The organism is Mycobacterium colombiense (assembly GCF_001672755.1).
Taxonomy (GTDB): Bacteria; Actinomycetota; Actinomycetes; order Mycobacteriales; family Mycobacteriaceae; genus Mycobacterium; species Mycobacterium colombiense_C.
In genome coordinates this window covers 1-19,613 of the sequence record NZ_LZKI01000125.1, presented here as the reverse complement: position 1 = coordinate 19,613, position 19,613 = coordinate 1, and the positions used below count along the sequence as shown (strand labels likewise).

Annotated in this window: 20 protein-coding genes and 2 pseudogenes; 14 read left to right on the top strand and 8 right to left on the bottom strand. The window is 69.1% G+C overall.

Going from position 1 to position 19,613, the window contains the following annotated elements; all coding sequences use genetic code 11:
• Positions 1–40 precede the first annotated feature (40 nt).
• The 5 genes from lat (at position 41) to A5708_RS17365 (ending at position 3,934) form a co-directional block, all read left to right on the top strand.
• Entirely contained in the window at positions 41–1,378 is a 1,338-nt protein-coding gene (gene lat, locus A5708_RS17385; protein ID WP_065029816.1) for an L-lysine 6-transaminase, read from the top strand.
• Between the two features lie 157 nt (positions 1,379–1,535).
• Positions 1,536–1,919: a hypothetical protein gene (locus tag A5708_RS17380; RefSeq protein WP_065029815.1), complete on the top strand. Its 384-nt coding sequence runs from the start codon at positions 1,536–1,538 to the stop codon at positions 1,917–1,919.
• Between the two features lie 47 nt (positions 1,920–1,966).
• Positions 1,967–2,278, top strand: coding sequence for a protein UsfY (gene usfY / locus A5708_RS17375; protein ID WP_065029814.1), 312 nt, complete (start codon positions 1,967–1,969; stop codon positions 2,276–2,278).
• A 433-nt stretch (positions 2,279–2,711) separates the two neighbouring features.
• On the top strand, positions 2,712–3,149 hold the full coding sequence (locus tag A5708_RS17370; RefSeq protein WP_065029813.1) for an ATP-binding protein: 438 nt from the start codon (positions 2,712–2,714) through the stop codon (positions 3,147–3,149).
• Positions 3,146–3,934 (top strand): RNA polymerase sigma factor SigF, encoded by a 789-nt coding sequence (locus A5708_RS17365; RefSeq protein ID WP_064877565.1) that lies wholly within the window; start codon positions 3,146–3,148, stop codon positions 3,932–3,934. Before A5708_RS17370 ends, A5708_RS17365 begins: the two co-directional genes overlap by 4 nt.
• Here A5708_RS17365 and A5708_RS17360 read toward each other — a convergent pair.
• The 7 genes from A5708_RS17360 to A5708_RS17330 all read right to left on the bottom strand — a co-directional run bounded on the left by A5708_RS17360 (position 3,905) and on the right by A5708_RS17330 (position 10,383).
• Positions 3,905–4,333 carry an STAS domain-containing protein gene (locus tag A5708_RS17360; RefSeq protein ID WP_065029812.1) on the bottom strand — a complete coding sequence of 143 codons (429 nt, stop codon included), beginning with the start codon at positions 4,331–4,333 and terminating at the stop codon, positions 3,905–3,907. The two genes, A5708_RS17365 and A5708_RS17360, sit on opposite strands and share 30 nt — an antisense overlap.
• A 182-nt stretch (positions 4,334–4,515) precedes the next feature.
• Positions 4,516–6,312 carry an acetyl/propionyl/methylcrotonyl-CoA carboxylase subunit alpha gene (locus A5708_RS17355; protein WP_065029811.1) on the bottom strand — a complete coding sequence of 599 codons (1,797 nt, stop codon included), beginning with the start codon at positions 6,310–6,312 and terminating at the stop codon, positions 4,516–4,518.
• Between the two features lie 127 nt (positions 6,313–6,439).
• Positions 6,440–6,859: a SufE family protein gene (locus A5708_RS17350; protein ID WP_065029810.1), complete on the bottom strand. Its 420-nt coding sequence runs from the start codon at positions 6,857–6,859 to the stop codon at positions 6,440–6,442.
• Between the two features lie 10 nt (positions 6,860–6,869).
• A complete protein-coding gene (locus A5708_RS17345) occupies positions 6,870–7,760 on the bottom strand; it encodes a sulfurtransferase (RefSeq protein ID WP_065029809.1) in 891 nt (296 codons plus the stop codon).
• Between the two features lie 22 nt (positions 7,761–7,782).
• Positions 7,783–8,415 carry a Maf family protein gene (locus A5708_RS17340; protein WP_065029808.1) on the bottom strand — a complete coding sequence of 211 codons (633 nt, stop codon included), beginning with the start codon at positions 8,413–8,415 and terminating at the stop codon, positions 7,783–7,785.
• The gene (locus A5708_RS17335; RefSeq protein WP_065029834.1) at positions 8,412–8,648 is read right to left on the bottom strand and encodes an acyl-CoA carboxylase subunit epsilon; all 237 of its coding nucleotides are present in this window, start codon (positions 8,646–8,648) and stop codon (positions 8,412–8,414) included. The genes A5708_RS17340 and A5708_RS17335 overlap by 4 nt, the downstream gene beginning before the upstream one ends.
• Before the next feature lie 94 nt (positions 8,649–8,742).
• The gene (locus tag A5708_RS17330; protein ID WP_065029807.1) at positions 8,743–10,383 is read right to left on the bottom strand and encodes an acyl-CoA carboxylase subunit beta; all 1,641 of its coding nucleotides are present in this window, start codon (positions 10,381–10,383) and stop codon (positions 8,743–8,745) included.
• A gap of 65 nt (positions 10,384–10,448) precedes the next feature.
• Between A5708_RS17330 and A5708_RS17325 the strand changes: the two are divergent.
• The 6 genes and pseudogenes from A5708_RS17325 to A5708_RS17300 form a co-directional block, all read left to right on the top strand.
• A pseudogene (locus tag A5708_RS17325) lies at positions 10,449–11,579 on the top strand (PucR family transcriptional regulator); the annotation flags it as partial.
• A 58-nt stretch (positions 11,580–11,637) separates the two neighbouring features.
• Positions 11,638–12,228 carry a hypothetical protein gene (locus A5708_RS17320; RefSeq protein ID WP_065029806.1) on the top strand — a complete coding sequence of 197 codons (591 nt, stop codon included), beginning with the start codon at positions 11,638–11,640 and terminating at the stop codon, positions 12,226–12,228.
• Position 12,229: 1 nt separating this feature from the next.
• Entirely contained in the window at positions 12,230–13,879 is a 1,650-nt protein-coding gene (locus A5708_RS17315; RefSeq protein WP_065029805.1) for an AMP-binding protein, read from the top strand.
• 23 nt (positions 13,880–13,902) lie between these two features.
• Positions 13,903–15,474 carry an FAD-binding protein gene (locus A5708_RS17310; RefSeq protein WP_065029804.1) on the top strand — a complete coding sequence of 524 codons (1,572 nt, stop codon included), beginning with the start codon at positions 13,903–13,905 and terminating at the stop codon, positions 15,472–15,474.
• Between the two features lie 17 nt (positions 15,475–15,491).
• Positions 15,492–16,316 (top strand): biotin--[acetyl-CoA-carboxylase] ligase, encoded by an 825-nt coding sequence (locus tag A5708_RS17305; RefSeq protein ID WP_065029803.1) that lies wholly within the window; start codon positions 15,492–15,494, stop codon positions 16,314–16,316.
• A 63-nt stretch (positions 16,317–16,379) separates the two neighbouring features.
• Complete coding sequence (locus A5708_RS17300; protein ID WP_065029833.1) at positions 16,380–16,898, top strand: PH domain-containing protein; 519 nt, start codon at positions 16,380–16,382, stop codon at positions 16,896–16,898.
• Here the strand turns inward: A5708_RS17300 and A5708_RS17295 are convergent.
• Positions 16,853–17,512, bottom strand: a complete 660-nt coding sequence (locus A5708_RS17295) for a GtrA family protein (RefSeq protein ID WP_065029802.1) — start codon at positions 17,510–17,512, stop codon at positions 16,853–16,855. The two genes, A5708_RS17300 and A5708_RS17295, sit on opposite strands and share 46 nt — an antisense overlap.
• Positions 17,513–17,622: 110 nt before the next feature.
• Between A5708_RS17295 and A5708_RS17290 the strand changes: the two are divergent.
• From A5708_RS17290 to A5708_RS26350, 3 genes and pseudogenes are all read left to right on the top strand, one after another.
• A pseudogene (locus A5708_RS17290) lies at positions 17,623–18,949 on the top strand (5-(carboxyamino)imidazole ribonucleotide synthase).
• Positions 18,942–19,457: a 5-(carboxyamino)imidazole ribonucleotide mutase gene (purE, locus tag A5708_RS17285; protein WP_065029800.1), complete on the top strand. Its 516-nt coding sequence runs from the start codon at positions 18,942–18,944 to the stop codon at positions 19,455–19,457. The pseudogene A5708_RS17290 and the gene purE overlap by 8 nt, the downstream one beginning before the upstream one ends.
• Positions 19,458–19,472: 15 nt before the next feature.
• The coding region (locus tag A5708_RS26350) for an acyl-CoA dehydrogenase family protein (protein ID WP_196772628.1) at positions 19,473–19,613 on the top strand (141 nt) is incomplete at its 3' end.

The following is a 19,613-nucleotide window of genomic DNA, read 5'->3' as shown; positions in this document are numbered from 1 at the left end:
TAACGCTCATGATTCCGTAAAAATCGGCTACGATGAGGCCATGACCGCCACCCTCGAACGCTTCACCCGCACGGCGCCCGACCGGGTCCACGAGGTGCTCGCGCGCAGCATTCTGGTCGACGGCTTCGATTTCGTGCTCGATCTGGCCCGCTCCGCCGGCTCCTACCTGTACGACGCCCGCGACGGCCGGCGCTACCTGGACATGTTCACCTTCTTCGCGTCATCGGCGCTGGGCATGAACCACCCCGCGCTGGCCGATGACCAGGAGTTTCGCGCCGAACTGGCGCAGGCCGCCCTGAACAAGCCCAGCAACTCCGACGTCTACTCGGTGGCGATGGCCCGCTTCGTGCAGACCTTCGCCCGAGTGCTGGGTGACCCGGCGCTACCGCACCTGTTCTTCGTCGACGGCGGCGCACTCGCGGTGGAGAACGCGCTCAAGGTGGCGTTCGACTGGAAGAGCCGGTTCAACGAGGCGCGCGGGATCGATCCCGCGCTGGGCACCCGGGTGCTGCACCTGCGCGGCGCGTTCCACGGCCGCAGCGGATACACGCTGTCGCTGACCAACACCAAGCCGGTCACCGTGGCCCGCTTCCCCCGGTTCGACTGGCCCCGCATCGACGCCCCGTTCCTCCGGCCCGGCCTGGGCGGCGCGGCCATGGCGACGCTGGAGACCGAGTCGCTGCGGCAGGCCCGCGCCGCCTTCGAGGCGCACCCGCACGACATCGCCTGCTTCGTGGCCGAACCCATCCAGGGCGAGGGCGGCGACCGTCACTTCCGGCCGGAGTTCTTCGCCGCCATGCGCGATCTGTGCGACGAGTACGACGCCTTGCTGATCGTCGACGAGGTGCAGACCGGCTGCGGCCTGACCGGAACGCCTTGGGCCTACCAGCAATTGGGCGTGCGACCCGACGTGGTGGCGTTCGGCAAGAAGACCCAGGTGTGCGGCATCATGGCCGGCCGCCGGGTCGACGAGGTCCGCGACAACGTGTTCGCGGTGTCCTCCCGGGTGAACTCGACGTGGGGCGGCAACCTGGCCGACATGGTGCGCGCCCGCCGCATCCTGGAGGTGATCGAGGCCGACGGACTGTTCGACCGGGCCGCCGAACAGGGGGCCTACCTGCACGCGCGCCTCGACGAGCTGGCCGACGAATTTCCCGGCCTGGTGCTCGACCCCCGCGGCCGCGGCCTGATGTGTGCCTTCAGCGTGCCGACCACCGCCGACCGCGACGAGCTGATCCGCATGCTGTGGCGCCGGGCGGTGATCGTGCTGCCCTCGGGGCGCGACGGCGTCCGGTTCCGTCCGGCGCTGACCGTCTCGCGCGCGGAGATCGACGCCGCCCTGTCCGCCGTCCGCGGGGCTCTGCGGGCCCTGCGCTAGGCCTTGACCTCACCTCGATCCCGTTTATCGCCGTTTGCCGCGGGGTATTTGTTTCCGTGCGCCTTCCGCTGCTACCAGCGCGGTGATGATGCCCGGTAACTAATGCGACGTAGCGAGCGATGAACTAAGCGCGGGCCCCTGAGGGAGGTGACCAACCATGCAGAAAGCGGATGCTCGGTCCGGCGGTGACCGCTTGGGTCAGGAAGACGGCGAGGTGCACGCGGCCATCCGATTTGCCGTGCTGTCCACGCTTGCCGCTGTCGGCTTCCTCGTGATCGCCGCGGTGTGGGTGAGCACCTGCCCGGGAGTCAGCGTGGACACGGTGGCGTGCGGCGCGCCGCAGCGCACCCTGCTGGCGTTCGGAGGCCCGCTGATCGCGCTGGCCGCCGGGATCTGGGCGTTCGTGCGCACCTATCTGGTGTGGAAGGCCCGGGGCACGTGGTGGGGATGGCACGGCGCGGGCTGGTTCCTGCTGACCGCGATGGCGCTGATGGTCGCCATGGGCGTTGCTCCGATCGCCGGTCCGGTACTGGCCCTTTAGGTTTGTCCTCCCGCGATCTAACGTTGATGGTGCGGTGAGGAGCAGCTATGGGAGACACCTATCACGACCCCGTCGACCATCTGAGGACCACGCGGCCGCTCGCCGGCGAGTCGCTGATCGACGTCCTGCACTGGCCCGGGTATCTCTTAGTGGTCGCAGGCGTGATCGGGGCCTGCGGCAGTCTCGCGGCCTTCGGCAGCGGACATCACCACGAGGGCATGACGGCGGGGATCGTCGCGGTCATCGCCGCGGTGCTCGGGCTGGTCTGGCTTGCGGTGGAACACCGCAGGATTCGCCGGATCGCCGATCGCTGGTACGCCGAACACCCCGAGGTGCACCGGCAGTGGCCGGCCAGCTGACACCCGCCGACAACTAGTCGGCACGCGAGCCTTCATCCGGCTTTTCAGCCGGTGACCTGCCCCGGCGCGGGGGGTGTGAAATTCCGCTGGAAAGCCGAATTCCGAGGTTACGGGCGCTGACTTGTGGGTATCAGGTGTGGACCATGATGAGTGCCGGAACGGTTGCGTTAGCGTGGTCACCCCATCGTGGGGAACAGGATCACGAACACACCGACATATATGCCTACTGCAACGACTATCGATATGACCAGCGTGACCCCGGCGATCACCGCGACGCGCCGTTATGGGCGCGTCGCGACTGTGTCGGTCGTGTCAGGCCCGCCCGTGGCGGGCCGAATACCCGGCGGCGATCATGACTAACCGGCTCGAACGCGAGGTCCACGGCCGACTGCGAAGCAGTAGTAGTGTCAGTCAAACATTGCCGGGAGACCATATGAAGGATGCTGGATTGCACGCTAACGAGCGTCCGCGCGGCCACCGCGCCGTCGAGCTTCACGTTGCTGCGCGACTGGAGAACCTCGCGATGCTGCGCACCCTGGTCGGTGCCATCGGCACCTTCGAGGATCTGGATTTCGATGCGGTGGCGGACCTGCGGCTCGCGGTCGACGAAGTGTGCACCCGGTTGATTCGTTCGGCCACTCCCGACGCGACCCTGATCGTGGTGGTCGATCCGCAGGATGACCAGTTGGTGGTGGAGGCTTCCGCGGCGTGCGACACCCACGACGTGGTGGCGCCCGGAAGCTTCAGTTGGCATGTGCTGACGTCGCTCGCCGATGACGTCCAGACTTTCCATGACGGTCGCGAACCCAATGAAACCGGCAGTGTCTTCGGCATCACACTGACGGCGCGACGGGCGGCCTCCAGCAGGTGACAGCGCGAGCTGCCGGCGGTTCGGTGTCGCGTCCGAACGAATACGCCGATGTTCCGGACATGTTCCGTGAGTTGGCGACTGCCACGCCGGACTCCATGGAATTTCAACGTCAGCGGGACAAGATCGTCGAGCGGTGCCTGCCGCTCGCGGATCACATCGCGCGCCGCTTCGAGGGCCGCGGCGAACCGCGTGACGACCTGGTTCAGGTGGCCCGCGTCGGGTTGGTCAACGCGGTGGTCCGCTTCGACGTCGACGCCGGCTCGGACTTCGTCTCCTTCGCGGTGCCCACGATCATGGGCGAGGTCCGCCGTCACTTCCGCGACAACAGCTGGTCGGTCAAGGTCCCGCGGCGGCTGAAGGAACTGCACCTGCGGCTGGGCACCGCCACCGCCGACCTGTCGCAGCGGCTGGGCCGGGCGCCCACCGCGACCGAACTCGCCGCGGAACTCGACATGGATCGCGAAGAGGTCGTCGAGGGCCTGGTGGCCGGCAGCTCGTACAACACCCTGTCCATCGACAGCGGTGGCGGCGGCGAGGAGGAGGAAGCCCGCGCGATCGCGGACACCCTCGGCGACGTCGACACCGGCCTGGACCGGATCGAGGATCAGGAATCGTTGCGTCCATTGCTCGAGGCGCTGCCCGAGCGCGAGCGAACGGTGTTGGTGCTGCGATTCTTCGAGTCGATGACGCAGACGCAGATCGCCGAGCGGGTCGGCATCTCCCAGATGCACGTGTCGCGGTTGCTGGCGAAGTCGCTAACGCGGCTCCGTGATCAGCTGCAGTAGCGGCCGGGACTCTTCCTCAACCCACAGCGGTTCCAGCAGTGGCTCGGCCCGCTGCGTCGTCACCGGCAGGGTGCCGTCCGGGTCGCAGACCCGAAGCAGCCTGGCCACCGCCGGACTCGGTGCCATGGCCCAGGACACCTGGGCGGCCGAGCATTTCACGTTGATCCGGTGCAGCGCCGAAAAGCCTGCGGTACCAATGAATTTCAGGCCGCGGAGGTCAAGGACCATTCGCCGGGAGCGGCTGGTGCTCTGCTGCACGTACGCCACGAGCTGATCGGTGTTGGCCGCGTCGAGCTCACCGTCCACCGTGATCAGGGTGCCCGTCGGACCCCAGCGTGCGGTGAATTGTGCTGTGCGGCTTTGCTGCCAAGATTGCGCCACAGACATCGCTGACTCCATCCATCGAGGAGGATTCCTGCTGTGGATACGTCAATCACGTGCACAACGTTCGGAGAAGGAGGGAATTCCGCCTACCCCACGTCATTGACGTATCCCGGGCGGCTGTGAACTCAACCTTGACCGAAACCCTACTCGCGATGGCCAGGGCCGACAACGTTGTCTGATAAAACTCTCAGGCAGCGCTACTTGATCTCGGCGAGCACCGTGCCCTGAGTGATGGCGGCGCCCGGCTCGACCGCAAGTCCGGTGATGACACCGTCCTTGTGCGCGGTGACCGGGTTCTCCATCTTCATCGCCTCGAGCACCACCACCAGGTCGCCCGCGGCAACCTCCTGGCCCTCCTCGACGGCGACCTTGACGACGGTGCCCTGCATGGGAGCGGTCACCGCGTCGCCCGAGGCGGCCGCACCCGCGTGCGCCCCGCGCTTGCGCGCCTTCGGCTTCTTGCGGATGACACCGGCCGGGTCGGCCGCGCCGCCCCCGGACAGCGCCAGGTCACCGGGCAGCGACACCTCGAGCCGGCGGCCGCCGACCTCCACGACCACCTTCTGGCGGGGCCGGGCGTCCTCTTCGTCCAGCGGCTCGCCGCCGGTGAACGGTTCGATGGTGTTGTCCCACTCGGTCTCGATCCAGCGGGTGTGCACCGAGAAGCCGTCGCCGTCACCGATGAACGCCGGGTCGGACACCACGGCGCGGTGGAACGGGATGACCGTGGCCAGGCCTTCGACGTGGAACTCGTCCAGGGCCCGGCGCGAGCGGGCGAGCGCCTCCTCGCGGGTGGCGCCGTACACGATCAGCTTGGACAGCATCGAGTCGAACTGGCCGCCGATGACTGAACCGGCCTCCACGCCCGAGTCCAGCCGGACGCCGGGCCCGGTCGGGATGTCGTAGCGGGTGACCGGGCCGGGTGCGGGCAGGAAGCCGCGTCCGGCGTCCTCGCCGTTGATCCGGAACTCGATGGCGTGCCCGCGCGGCGTGGGGTCCTCGGTGAGGTCCAGCTTCTCGCCGTTGGCGATCTTGAACTGTTGCAGCACCAGGTCGATGCCTGCGGTCTCCTCGGTGACCGGGTGCTCGACCTGCAGACGGGTGTTGACCTCCAGGAAGGAGATCAGGCCGTCCTGGCCGACCAGGTACTCGACGGTTCCGGCGCCGTAGTAGTGCGCCTCCTTGCAGATCCGCTTGGCCGACTCGTGGATCTCCTTGCGCTGCGCGTCGGTCAGGAACGGCGCGGGAGCCTCCTCCACCAGCTTCTGGAACCGGCGCTGCAGCGAACAGTCGCGGGTGCCGGCCACGATGACGTTGCCGTGCTGGTCGGCGATCACCTGCGCCTCGACGTGGCGCGGCTTGTCCAGGTAGCGCTCGACGAAGCACTCGCCGCGGCCGAACGCCGCGACGGCCTCACGGGTGGCCGACTCGAACAGCTCGGGGATCTCTTCGATGGTGCGGGCCACCTTCATGCCGCGGCCGCCGCCGCCGAACGCCGCCTTGATGGCGATCGGCACGCCGTACTCCTTGGCGAAGGCCACCACCTCGTCGGCGTCCTTCACCGGGTCGGGGGTGCCGGGCACCAGCGGGGCCTGCGCGCGGGCGGCGATGTGGCGGGCGGTGACCTTGTCACCGAGGTCGCGGATGGACTGCGGGCTGGGCCCGATCCAGATCAGGTTCGCGTCCAGGACCGCCTGCGCGAAATCGGCGTTCTCGGACAGGAAGCCGTAGCCGGGGTGAATGGCGTTGGCGCCCGACTTGGCCGCCGCGTCAAGGAGTTTGCCGAAGTCCAGGTAGGACTCCGCCGACGTCTGACCGCCCAGAGCGAACGCCTCGTCGGCCAGACGCACGTGCGGCGCGTCGGCGTCGGGCTCGGCGTACACCGCCACGCTGGACAGGCCCGCATCGCGGGCCGCGCGGATCACCCGGACAGCGATTTCGCCGCGGTTGGCGACGAGCACCTTGGAGATCCTCGAGCTGGCGTGACTAGCCACTGCGCCTCCTGTTTGGCATATCCGCAGACGTATTTCTGCGGGCTTCTCTAAGAGAATTTCTTACAACGAGTTCTCGGGAAGTCTAAGCGCCGCGCCGTTCGGCCCGACGAGGCGGTCCATCTTTTTTTCAGGACGCCTCGCGCAGCCGGCGCTTGATGCGGGCCAGCATCGCCGACATGCCGCGCAACCGCAGCGGGCTGATCAGCGCGGCCAAACCCAGATCGGTGTAGAAGTCCTCGGGCACCGCCAAGATGTCGGCGGCGGGTTGTTCGTCGAGCCCGGCGGCCAGGATCGACGCGAATCCGCGGGTGGTCGGCGCTTCGGCGGGCGCGCTGAAGTGCAGCCGCACCCGCTCCGGGTCACTGGCGTCGACATGCAGGAACAGCGGCGTCTGGCATTCGGGCACCGGTTCCATCGCCGCCTGTTCGAGGTCGGGCGGCAGCGCCGGGAGTTCGTTGGCGAACTCCAGCAGCAGCGCCAGCTTGTCCTGGCCCTCGACCTCGGCGAAATCGGACACCACTTCGGCCAGCGGCGCGGGCATGCTCATCGCGGCGCCATCAGACTGCAACGGTGCCCGGCTCTTCACCCGCCACGATCGGCGTGCGCACGGTGTTGCCCCACTCGGTCCACGAGCCGTCGTAGTTGCGCACCCCGGGCTTGCCCAGCAGATGCGTCAGCACGAACCAGGTGTGGCTGGACCGCTCGCCGATGCGGCAGTACACGACGGTCTTGTCGTCCGGCTGCAGGAAGCCGTACAGCTCCTCGAGCTCCTCGCGGCTGCGGAACCGGCCGTTCTCGTCGGCGGCCTTGGCCCACGGAATCGACCGGGCGGTGGGGATGTGTCCGCCGCGCAGCACGCCTTCCTCGGGGTACTCGGGCATGTGCGTGCGCTTGCCGGTGTACTCGTCCGGGGAGCGCACGTCGATCAGCGGCTGGCTGCCGAGAATGCCCAGCACGTCGTCCTTGAAGGCGCGGATGGGCTCGTCGTTGCGGGTGACGACCGGGTAGCCGCTGGACGTCTTGGTGGGCACGTCCAGCGTGGTCTCCCGGCGTTCGGCCAGCCACAGGTCACGGCCGCCGTTGAGCAGCCGCACGTCGGGGTGGCCGAACAGCGTGAACACCCACAGCGCGTAGGCCGCCCACCAGTTGCTCTTGTCGCCGTAGATCACCACGGTGTCGTCGCGGGCGATGCCCTTGCGGTCCATCAGCTCCGCGAACTGTTCGCCGTTGATGTAATCGCGGACCCGCGGGTCGTTGAGGTCGGTGTGCCAGTCGACCTTCACCGCGCCCGGGATGTGACCGACGTCGTAGAGCAGGACGTCCTCGTCGGATTCGACGATCGCCAGGCCGGGGGTGCCTTGGTTGGCGGACAGCCAGTCGGCGGTGACCAGTCGCTCGGGGTGGGCGTAGGCCGACAATGTCGGGCTTGGATCGGGTGGTAATGCCACAATGCCGAGCCTACCGCCAGGGTCAGTTGGCGTCCCACAGCGCGGACACCGACAGCCCGACCCGGCCCAGCAGCGACCGCACCAGCGGCAGGCTGACCCCGATCACGTTCGAGGGGTCACCGTCGATGCCGTCGACGAACCAGCCGCCCAGGCCGTCCAGGGTGAACCCGCCGGCCACGTGCCACGGCTCCCCGTGGTCGACGTACGCCCGCAGGTCCGCATCCGACGGTGTAGCGAAATGCACTGTGGTGCTTCGTGATTCGACTTCACGGTGGGTGATGCCGCCGTCGGTGAGTCGCAGCAGACAATGGCCGGTGTGCAGCTCGCCGGAGCGGCCACCCATCAGGCGCCACTGGCCGGTGGCGGCATCGGCCGACCCGGGTTTCCCGCACAGCCTGCCGTCGATGGAAAGCATCGAATCGCAGCCGATGACAACGCAATCGGCCGCCAGATCGCCGTCGAGTTCGCCGGCCACCTGGTCGGCCTTGGCGCGGGCCAGGCCGCACACCACGTCGCCCGGGGACGCGTCCGGGCCCAGCGCGGCGGCGACGGCGTCCTCGTCGACGCCGGAGACCACGACCAGCGGATCGACGCCGGCCTGGCGTAACACCTTGAGCCGGCCGGTGGAGGCCGACGCCAGCACCAGGCGGGTCAATGCCTCATGTGGGTCATCTGCTGGAAGGTGAGCCGCTGGTAGTTGGTCATCGCGAAACGCAGCCGGTCGACCGGCAGGCCCCAGCGGGTCCGCTCGGGCTGTTCGGGCTCCGGTGCACCGCCGGCGCAGCCCAGCACCGCGACCAGCGCGGCCACCTCCTCGACGGTGGGCTCACCCTTGAGGATCTGGATGTGCGGCTCGTGCGCCTGCGACTGCGCGGACTCGCCGGCCACCGCGTCGTCGGTCTGCGCCTCGGTCGTCTCTGTCACCGTGCCGAACCGTTCGTCTCGTTCCCGTCACTCACTTCGTTCGTTCCGCTCACTCGACTCACAGGGGGATGTTCCCGTGCTTCTTGGGGGGCAGGTGGGAGATCTTGCGTTCCAGCAGGCGCAGCGCCGTGCCGATGTAGCCGCGGGTGTGCGACGGCGGAATGACCGCGTCGACGTAGCCGCGCTCGGCGGCGACGTACGGGTTGACCAGCGTGTCCTCGTACTCCTGCTGCAGCTGCAGGCGCAGCGCGTCGACGTCCTTGCCCTCCTTGGCGGCCTCGCTCAGCTGCTTGCGGTAGACGAACCCGACGGCACCGGACGCGCCCATCACCGCGATCTGGGCCGACGGCCACGCCAGATTCACGTCGCAGCCCATGTCCTTGGACCCCATGACGCAGTAGGCGCCGCCGTAGGCCTTGCGGGTGATGACGGTGATCTTCGGGACCGTTGCCTCGCCGTAGGCGAACAGCAGCTTGGCGCCGCGGCGGATGATGCCGTTGTACTCCTGGCCGGTGCCCGGCAGGAAGCCCGGGACGTCCACCAGCATGATGATCGGGATGTTGAAGCAGTCGCAGGTGCGGACGAACCGCGCCGCCTTCTCCGAGGCGTTGATGTCCAGGCAGCCGGCGAACTGGGTCGGCTGGTTGGCGACGATCCCGACCGGGCGGCCCTCGACGCGGCCGAAGCCGACGACGATGTTCTGCGCGTAGCCGCCCTGCACCTCCAGGAACTCGTCGTCGTCGAGGATGCGGGTGATCACCTCGTGCATGTCGTAGGGCTGGTTGGGCGAGTCCGGGATCAGCGTGTCCAGCTCGAGGTCCTCCTCGGTGAGGTTGTCCTCGATGGCGCCCGGGGGATGCGGCTCGGCGTAGCGCGGCGCGTCGGTGGCGTTGTTGGGCGGCAGGTAGCTGAGCAGGTCACGAACCCAGTCGAACGCGTCCTGCTCGCCGGAGGCGACGTAGTGCAGGGTGCCCGACTTGGCCATGTGGGTGTGGGCGCCGCCGAGCTCCTCCATGGTGACGTCCTCACCGGTGACCGTCTTGATGACGTCGGGCCCGGTGATGAACATCTGGCTGGTCTGGTCGACCATCACCACGAAGTCGGTCAGGGCGGGGGAGTAGACGTGTCCACCGGCGGCGGCGCCCATGATCAGCGAGATCTGCGGGATGACGCCCGACGCCAGGATGTTGTTGCGGAAGATCTTGCTGTACAGACCCAGGGAGACGACGCCCTCCTGGATCCGCGCGCCGGCGCCGTCGTTGATGCCGATCAGGGGGCGGCCGGTCTTGATCGCCAGCTCCTGGATCTTGACGATTTTCTCGCCGTACACCTCGCCGAGGCTGCCGCCGAACACCGTGGCGTCCTGGCTGAAGATGCACACGTCGCGGCCGTCGATGGTGCCGTAACCGGTGATCACGCCGTCGCCCAGTGGGCGGTTGCTTTCCAGTCCGAAGTTCTTGCTGCGGTGCTTTGCCAGCGCGTCGAGCTCGACGAACGAGTCCTCGTCGAGCAGCGCGAGGATGCGCTCGCGGGCGGTCAGTTTGCCCTTGGCGTGCACCTTCTCGACGGCCTCTTCGCCCACCGGATGCAGCGACTCTTCGCGGCGCTTGTGCAGCTCGGCCAGCTTGCCCGCGGTGGTGTGGATGTCGATGGAGTGCTCGGCGGCCGGTTCCGCAGTGTGGTCGGTAACGCTCGTCATGGGTGTCGAGCTTAGCGTGGCTGGCAGTCCGCTCCGATGAAGGCCGATGACGGTAACCTCCGCTGATGAACGCCGATTCGGTTCGGATGTCGGAACTGGGTTCCGACTCCGCCTCCGTGCTGCGGATCATTTCCTGCTTCGACCAGCTGCACGAGGCTTCGGCCACCGCCGACGCGGTGGTGCGGTGCGCGGCATTGCTCGCCGAATGTCCCGTCAGCGCGCGGTGGGCGTCGGGCACGGTGATCCGTTACGACGGGACGGGCCGGCGGGCGCCGGATGCGGATCCGCCGCCGGCGCCCGCCCCGGCGGATGAGCCGAGTGTGCGGCTGGAACGCGACGGTCCCGGGCACGCCCTCGATCCGGTGCTGCTCGACCGGGTGGGCCACACCCTGCGCGGGGTGGCGAAGCGCACCGGGGTTTCCGGTGAATTGCATCTCGGAGATCCGGCGCTGCTCGAAGTCGTGCTGTCCGGCAAGGAGCGTCGCGAGGACCGGGTGCGGGCCGTCCGCCTGCTGGGGCTGGACGAGAAGCGCAACGTCTGCGTCCTCGCGGTCTCTGCGCACTCGCCGCCCGAGGCGCTGCGGATCATCGCGAACCAGCTTGCGGGCTCGTCGGTGCGCTCGACCGCCATCGGGAACGCGACGGCCGTGCTGTGCCAGGGGCCCATCGACACCCGGGCCCTCTCCGACGGGCTGGAGAGCGCGATCACCGCAGCGTTCCCGGGACCGCGGCCCGTGGGCTCGAACCGGGGCCCCTGGGTCGGCATCGGTTCCAGCGTCGACGCGCTGGCCGCCGCCGCGTCGTGGCATCAGGCCCACGGCGCGCTGCGCTTCGCGTCGTCGACCGGTTACGGCAGGCGTGCCGTCGCCTACGAGCGGCTCAGCGCGCTGGAGCTGTTGGCCGACATCCCCCTGGAACGGGTGCTCCGACACCGAGATGTGTTGCGGATCAACGAGATCGCCGCGTCGCCGACGGGCGCACTCGGCGTCGACACGGTGGAGGCCTTCTTCGTCTTCGGGTCGCTACGGCGCACCGCCGCCGAACTGCATCTGCATCACAGCACCGTCGCGGCGCGGCTCGCGCATGTCGAGTCACAGATGGGATGGGACCTCAACGATCCGATGGATCGGTTCACGGCCACACTGGTGCTCATGATCCGGCGGATCGCGCTGTCCTCGGCCGAACTCGCCGAGCCTGATCAGTCCCCACCGACGGTCGTCGGCCCGATCAGCGGATTCGGTCGACGCGTGGCGGATGACGGCGAGCCGCCGGATTCGTGATCATGACCGCATGGCAATCATCGACCCCAACCGGACCTGGGAACCGCTGGAGAGGCGGCTGGCCGAAACCACCAACGCGCGGCACCGGGAGGTGCTGCGCGTGGTGATCGAACACATGAAGGCCGAGGCCGCACCGAATTTGGAGCGGTTGATGGCGACGCTGAGCCCCGAGCCGGCCTACCACTTCTGGCACGGGGCCGAGGATGTCGGCGCGAAAACCACCGACGGGGTACGCGGTTACTACGTCGACTTCCTGGCGACCCGCACCAACGTTCTGGAGTTCGAGGTGCAGCGGCTCGTCGTCGATGACGACTGCCTGGTGACCGAGGGTCTGCTCAAGCAGCTGTACCCGGCGGCGGAGTTGACGCGCATCCTCGGGATGCCGGCCGACGACCCCGACGGGGACTACCTGGTGGTGTTCCGGCAGCTGCTGCTATGGCCAATCGACCAGAGCGGCAAGATCATCGGTGAGGACTCCTACAACCCGGGCGTCGTCAGCGTGACCAAGGTGTCCCGCGACGAGCTGCCTCAGGAGTACCTGGACCTCGTGCACGCGTCGGCCTGAGATGCGGGCCGACATCGCGACGATGCTGCTCGATCGGCTCGGTGACGAGCACATCGGGCTGCGCACCCGTGACCGCGACTGGACCTGGGACGAGGTGGTCCGCGAATCCGCGGCGCGCGGCGCGTTGGCCCGGTCGATGCGCCGCGACGGCCGATTCCACATCGGGGTGCTGCTGGAGAACGTGCCCGACTTCGTCTTCTGGCTCGGCGGTGCGGCGCTGGCGGGCGCCACCGTGGTGGGCATCAACCCGACCCGCGGCGCCGGCGAGCTGGAGGCAGAGATCCGGCACACGGATTGCCAGCTGATCGTCACCGACGCCGCGGGGATGGAGCGGTTGCGCGGGCTCGGCCTGGGGCTGGAACCGGACCGGTTCCTGCAAGTCGACCACCCGGACTACCAGCGGCGCATCGGTGAGTGCGGTATCGAGCCGGCCGTCGTCCCGGGCGTCGGCGCGGATTCGTTGTTCCTGCTGTTGTTCACCTCGGGGACGACGGGCGCGTCGAAAGCGGTCAAATGCAGCCAGGGGCGGCTGACCTGGATCGCGCACACGGCCACCGAGAAGTTCGGCCACGTCCGCGCCGACGTCGACTACTGCTGCATGCCGTTGTTCCACGGCAACGCGATCATGGCGCTGTGGGCACCGGCGCTGGCCAACGGCGCGACGGTGTGCTTGACGCCCGCGTTCTCGGCGTCGCGGTTCCTGCCCGACGTGCGGTACTTCGGCGCGACCTTCTTCACCTACGTGGGCAAGGCGCTCGGCTATCTGATGGCCACACCCGAGCGGCCCGACGACGCCGACAACCGGCTGGTCCGCGGGTTCGGCACCGAGGCGTCACCGGATGACCAGGCCGAATTCCGGCGTCGCTTCGGCGCGGAACTGCTGGAGGGCTACGGCTCGAGCGAGGGCGGCGGCGCGGTCACCCACGATCCGGACGCACCGGCCGGGGCGCTGGGCCGGCCGGCACACCCCGGGGTCGCGGTGATCGATCCCCAGACAATGATCGACTGCCCGCCCGCGCTGCTCGACGCGCACGGCCGGGTGCGCAATCCCGACGACGCCGTGGGCGAGATCGTCGACAAGGCGGGCACCCGGACGTTCGAGGGCTACTACAAGAACGACGACGCCGACGCCGAGCGGATCCGCAACGGCTGGTATTGGACCGGTGACCTCGGGTACCGCGACGAGGCGGGTTTCCTGTACTTCGCCGGCCGCCGCGGCGACTGGATCCGTGTCGACGGGGAGAACACCTCGGCGCTGACGATCGAGCGCGTCTTGCGCCGGCACCCGGAGGTGGTGGCGGCCGGGGTTTATGCGGTGCCCGACCCGCGGTCCGGCGATCAGGTGATGGCGGCCGTCGAGGTGGCCGATCCCGAGTGCTTCGACACCAAGGGGCTCGCCGCCTACCTGTCCGGTCAGAAAGACCTGGGCGGCAAGGGCGCTCCCCGGTTCCTGCGGCTTTCCTCGAGCCTGCCCGTCACCGGGTCGAACAAGGTGCTCAAGCGCGAATTGCAACGGCAGCGCTGGCACACCGACGAACCGGTGTACCGGTGGGCCGGGCGCGGACTGCTCGCGTACCACCGGATGACCGCCGACGAAAAGCGCTCGCTTGACGCGGAATTCGCGTTGCACGGCCGGCAGCGCTACCTGTGATCGCGGCGCGGTAGTCTCCGCTGATGGACGCCGGCCCGTGGGAAACCGCCGACTGGGTGGCCGAATGCGACGTGCTGGTGGCGGGGTCCGGCGGCGGCGGCGTGACCGGCGCGTACACCGCGGCGCGCGAGGGCCTTGATGTCGTGCTGGTCGAGTCGACGTCGAAATTCGGTGGCACCACCGCGTACTCCGGTGGGGGCGGCGTCTGGTTCCCGTGCAACCCCGTCCTGGTCCGCGCCGGCATGGACGACGACACCATCGAGGACGCGCTCACCTACTACCGCGCCGTGGTCGGCGATCGCACCCCGCGCGAACTACAGGAAACCTACGTCCGCGGCGGCGCGCCGCTGATCGAGTACCTGGAGGCCGACCCGAACCTGAAGTTCGTGCCGTTGCCGTGGCCCGACTACTACGGCGCGGCGCCCAAGGCGCGCCTGGACGGTCAGCGCCACATCGCGGCCAAGCCGCTGAAGGTGGCCGCCGCCCCCGAATTCCGCGATGCGATCCGCGGGCCGCTGGACACCGACCGGCTCGGCACCGAACCGCCGTCCGACTACTACCTCGGCGGGCGCGCCCTCATCGCGCGGTTCCTCAAGGCCATCGGGCAGTACCCGACGGTGTCGCTGCGGCTCGACACCGCCCTGGTCGAGCTGGTGGTGTCGGACGGGCGGGTGACGGGAGCGATCGTCGAGACCGCCGGCGAGCGCCGCGCGATCCGCGCCCGCCGGGGGGTGTTGCTGGCGGCCGGGGGCTTCGAGGCCAACGAGGAGCTGCGCCGGCGCTACGGCGTCCCGGGAACGTCGCGAGACACCATGGGCGGCCCGGGAAGTCGCGGCCTGGCGCTGCAGGCCGGCATCGCCGCCGGCGCCGACACCGACCTGCTGGATCAGGCCTGGTGGTCGCCGGGCATGACCCATCCCGACGGCCGGTCCGCGTTCGCGCTGTGGTTCACCGGCGGCATCTTCGTCAACCAGTCGGGCAACCGGTTCGTCAACGAGTCCCGGGCCTACGACCGGGCCGGCCGCGAGATCATCGCGCAGCTGCAGGACGGGTCGATGACGTTGCCGTACTGGATGATCTACGACGACAAGGAGGGCGAGGCCCCTCCGGTGAAGGCGGCCAACGTCTCCATCGTGGAGACCGAGAAGTACGTCGCCGCGGGCCTGTGGCACACCGCGGACACCCTCGAGGAACTCGCCGCCAAGATCGGCGTGCCGGGGGAGCGGTTGGCGGCGACGGTCGCGCGGTTCAACGGCTTCGCCGCCGCCGGCGTCGACGAGGATTTCGGCCGCGGTGACGAGGCCTTCGACCGCGCCTTCTCGGCGGGCGCGTCGCCGCTGGTGCCCATCGACTCGCCGCCGTATCACGCCGCCGCGTTCGGCATCTCGGATCTGGGCACCAAGGGCGGCCTGCGCACCGACGCCACGGCGCGGGTGCTCGACGCGGCCGGCAACCCCATTCCCGGCCTGTACGCGGCCGGCAACACGATGGCCGCGCCCAGCGGCACCGCCTATCCGGGCGGCGGCAACCCGATCGGAACCAGCATGCTGTTCAGCCATTTGGCCGTTCTGGACATGCGCGACCGCCGGCCCTGAGTTCTAGGCTGGGTGCGGTGACAGAACGAGATCAGCTTCGAGCCCCGTTGGACGAGAGCGCATTGCGCGCCGAGTTGATCGGCACCGGGCTGGGCTGGCGCACGCTCGACATCGTCGAGCAGACCGGCTCCACCAACGCCGACCTGCTGGCGCGCGCGGCGGCGGGCGACGACGTCGCCGGTGCCGTGTTGATCGCCGAGCACCAGACCGCCGGGCGGGGCCGGCACGGCCGCGGCTGGTCGGCCACGCCCCGGGCCCAGATCACCATGTCCGTCGGGGTGAGCGTCGTCGACGTCCCCACCACCGGCTGGGGCTGGCTGCCGCTGGCCACCGGGGTGGCGGTGGTCGACACGGTGACTCCGCTGCTGGCGGGGACCGGCGCGCAGGCGGGCCTCAAGTGGCCCAACGACGTGCTGGCCGGCCCGCCGGATTCGCCGGGCAAGCTGGCCGGCATTCTCGCCGAGGTGGCCAAGCCCGTCGTGGTTATCGGCTTGGGGCTCAACGTGACTCAGTCCGCCGACGAGATCGACGGCCCGGGCGCGACGTCGCTGCTCGACCTGGGTGTGGCCGCGCCCGACCGCACCCAACTGGTGTCGGCGCTGCTGCGGGAGCTGGGCCGGCGCATCGTGGCCTGGCGCGCCGCGCGCGGGGCCGACTGGGCGCTGGCCGCCGATTACCGGGCGCGCAGCCTGACCATCGGCACCCGGGTGCGCGCGCACCTGCCCGGCGACAAGCAGGTGGACGGGACCGCCACCGCCATCGACGACCAGGGCCGGCTCTGCCTGGAGAGTGGCGGGCAGACCGTCGTCGTCGCGGCGGGCGACGTGGTGCACGTGCGCTAGTGGCGATCGCAAGCGGTCTAGTTACCCGCGGTATGTCGCGTTGCACAGCTAATGTCGGCGGGCATGGGCTACCCGGATAACGTTCTGGCCGCCGGCGAACACGTCATCGTGCATCGCCACCCGCACTGGAAGCGGCTGATCTGGCCGGTGCTGGTCCTCATCCTGATGACCGGACTGGCCGCGTTCGGCTCCGGATACCTCAACTCGACGCACTGGGAGCAGCTCGCCAAGAACATCATCTACGGCGTCATCTGGGGGATCTGGCTGGTGATCGTGGGCTGGCTGACGCTGTGGCCGTTGTTGAGCTGGCTGACCACCCACTTCGTGGTGACCAACCGGCGGGTGATGTTCCGGCACGGGGTGCTGACCCGCACCGGCATCGACATCCCGCTGGCCCGGATCAACAGCGTGGAGTTCCGCGACCGCATCACCGAGCGCATGTTCCGCACCGGGACGCTGATCATCGAGTCGGCGTCACAGGATCCGTTGGAGTTCTACGACATTCCGCGGCTGCGCGAGGTGCACGCGCTGCTGTATCACGAAGTCTTCGACACCCTGGGTTCCGAGGAATCGCCCAGCTGAGTCAGCCGGCTGGCCCGGTTGCGCCAGGCGCGCAGCAGCGTGACGTTGCCGCCCTCGATCTCGTCCTCGAAGATTTCGGCGATTCCGCCGGCGGTAAGCGCGGATTCCAGCGCCTTCTCGGGGTCGCGCGCGAACTGGTCGGGGAACACCCAGCGCCGAAACGCCCAGAACCGGAACGCCATCTGCAGCAGGTTGCCGATGATGTAGGCCGAGATGAAGTCGGCCACGTTCTCCACCGCCAGCGACACCGTCGGCTCGCGCAGCTGCAGCACGTAGCTGGAGAACCACAGGGGTGCCATGGAGAGCAGCACCCCCACACCGCTGAACGCGAAGAACAGCAGGGCCTCGTGGTGGCGCTCGCGGCCGCCGCGATTGCGGAAGCTCCATTCCCGGTTCAGCACGTAGGACGCGATGACGGCCACAATGCCGGCGATCACCTTTGCGGTCACCGGTTTGGATTCCAGAATTGTCAGCTTCAGCGTGTAGAAAATCGCCGAGTCGATGACGAATGTGGTTCCGCCGACGATGGCGAATTTGATCAGTTCGTGGTGGCGTAGCAAATAGGGCTGCATAACCCTAGGTAGACGCGCGATCGTGGCTTCGGCGAAGGACACAACACGTCAGTCTACGGATGGACACAAATTCGACGCAAAATCGTACATAACAATTCGGTGTCGGCCCCGGTCAACACGCCTTTGGCGCCGGTTTGTTTCGCCGTGACACCATGATGGCCGTGCCGAGTACACGCCCGCCGGGCGCAGCCCCCGTCCGCGCGGCCCCTGCAGCATCCCGAGCGGCCCCCCGCGTCGTCCCCGTCGTCGCAATGGTCGGTGGCGGTCAGCTCGCCCGGATGACCCACCAGGCGGCGATCGCGCTGGGGCAGTCGCTGCGGGTGCTGGCTACCGCCCCCGACGAGCCGGCCGCGCTGGTCGCGCCCGACATCGTTATCGGGTCGCACACCGATCTCGACGCCCTGCGCCGGGTGGCCGCGGGCGCCGACGTGCTGACCTTCGACCACGAACACGTGCCGAACGAACTGCTGGAGAAGCTGGTCGCCGAGGGCGTCAACGTGGCCCCGCCGCCGCAGGCCCTGGTGCACGCGCAGGACAAGCTAGTCATGCGTCGCCGGCTGGAGGCCCTCGGCGTCCCGGTGCCCCGCTACGCCGAGATCCGCAGCGTCGACGAGCTCGACGACTTCGCGCGGCTCATCGCCGGGCCCGTGGTGGTCAAAGCGATCCGCGGCGGTTACGACGGGCGCGGGGTGCGGATGGCGCGCGACCCGTCGCACGCCCGCGAGATCGCGACCGCCTTCCTGGCCGACGGCGTGCCGGTGATGGCCGAGGAACAGGTGAACCTGCGCCGCGAGCTGTCGGCCCTGGTGGCGCGGTCGCCGTTCGGTCAGGGCGCCGCGTGGCCGGTGGTCGAGACCGTGCAACGAGACGGAATCTGCGTCCAGGTGATCGCGCCGGCGCCGGAGCTGTCCGGCGAACGGGCCGCCACCGCGCAGCAGCTGGCGTTGCGGCTGGCCGCCGAGCTCGGCGTGGTCGGCGTGCTCGCGGTCGAGCTCTTCGAGACGGTCGACGGCGAGCTGCTGGTCAACGAGCTGGCGATGCGGCCGCACAACTCGGGGCACTGGACCATGGACGGGTCGCGCACCAGTCAGTTCGAGCAGCATGTCCGCGCGGTGCTGGATTACCCGCTCGGCGACACCGACGCCATCGCGCCGGTGACGGTGATGGCCAACGTGCTGGGCGCCCCCGAAGTCCCGGAGATGAGTGTCGACGAGCGCCTGCACCACCTGTTCGCGCGGATGCCCGACGCCCGCGTCCACCTCTACGGCAAACATGAACGTCCCGGCCGCAAGGTCGGGCACATCAACTTCGCCGGCTTCGGGCCGGCCGATCGGGAGAACGTGGCGAAGCTGCGGGAACGCGCCGAGCTGGCTGCACACTGGTTGTCACGCGGGCAGTGGACGGACGGATGGGATCCACATGAGTAGCGCCGGCGACGATGCAGAGCGAAGCGATGAGGAGGAGCGGCGCCATGAATAATGCGCCTCGCGTCGGGGTGATCATGGGCAGCGACAGCGACTGGTCGGTGATGCAGGACGCCGCGGCGGCGCTGGCCGAGTTCGGCGTGCCGGCCGAGGTCCGGGTCGTCTCCGCGCACCGCACCCCGCAGGTGATGTTCGACTACGCGCGCGACGCGGCCGGCCGCGGCATCGAGGTGATCATCGCCGGGGCCGGGGGAGCCGCGCACCTGCCCGGGATGGTCGCCTCCGCGACACCGCTGCCGGTGATCGGTGTGCCGGTGCCGCTGGCGCGCCTGGACGGTCTGGACTCGCTGCTGTCGATCGTGCAGATGCCCGCCGGCGTCCCGGTGGCGACGGTCTCCATCGGGGGAGCCCGCAACGCCGGGCTGCTCGCGGTGCGCATCCTCGGGTCGTCGGACGCGGCGCTGCGCGCGCGGATCGTCGAGTTCCAAGAGCAGTTGGCGCGCAGCGTGCAGGCTAAGGATGAGGCGCTGCAGCAGCGTCAGGGTAACGTTACCGGCGAGTAGCAAGAGGAGGCCGAGATGGCTGGATGGGCCGGAAACCCCGATTTCGATCTGTTCCAACTGCCCGAAGAGCACCAGGAGTTGCGCGCCGCGATCCGTGCGCTGGCGGAGAAGGAGATCGCTCCGCATGCCGCCGACGTGGACGAGAACGCCCGCTTC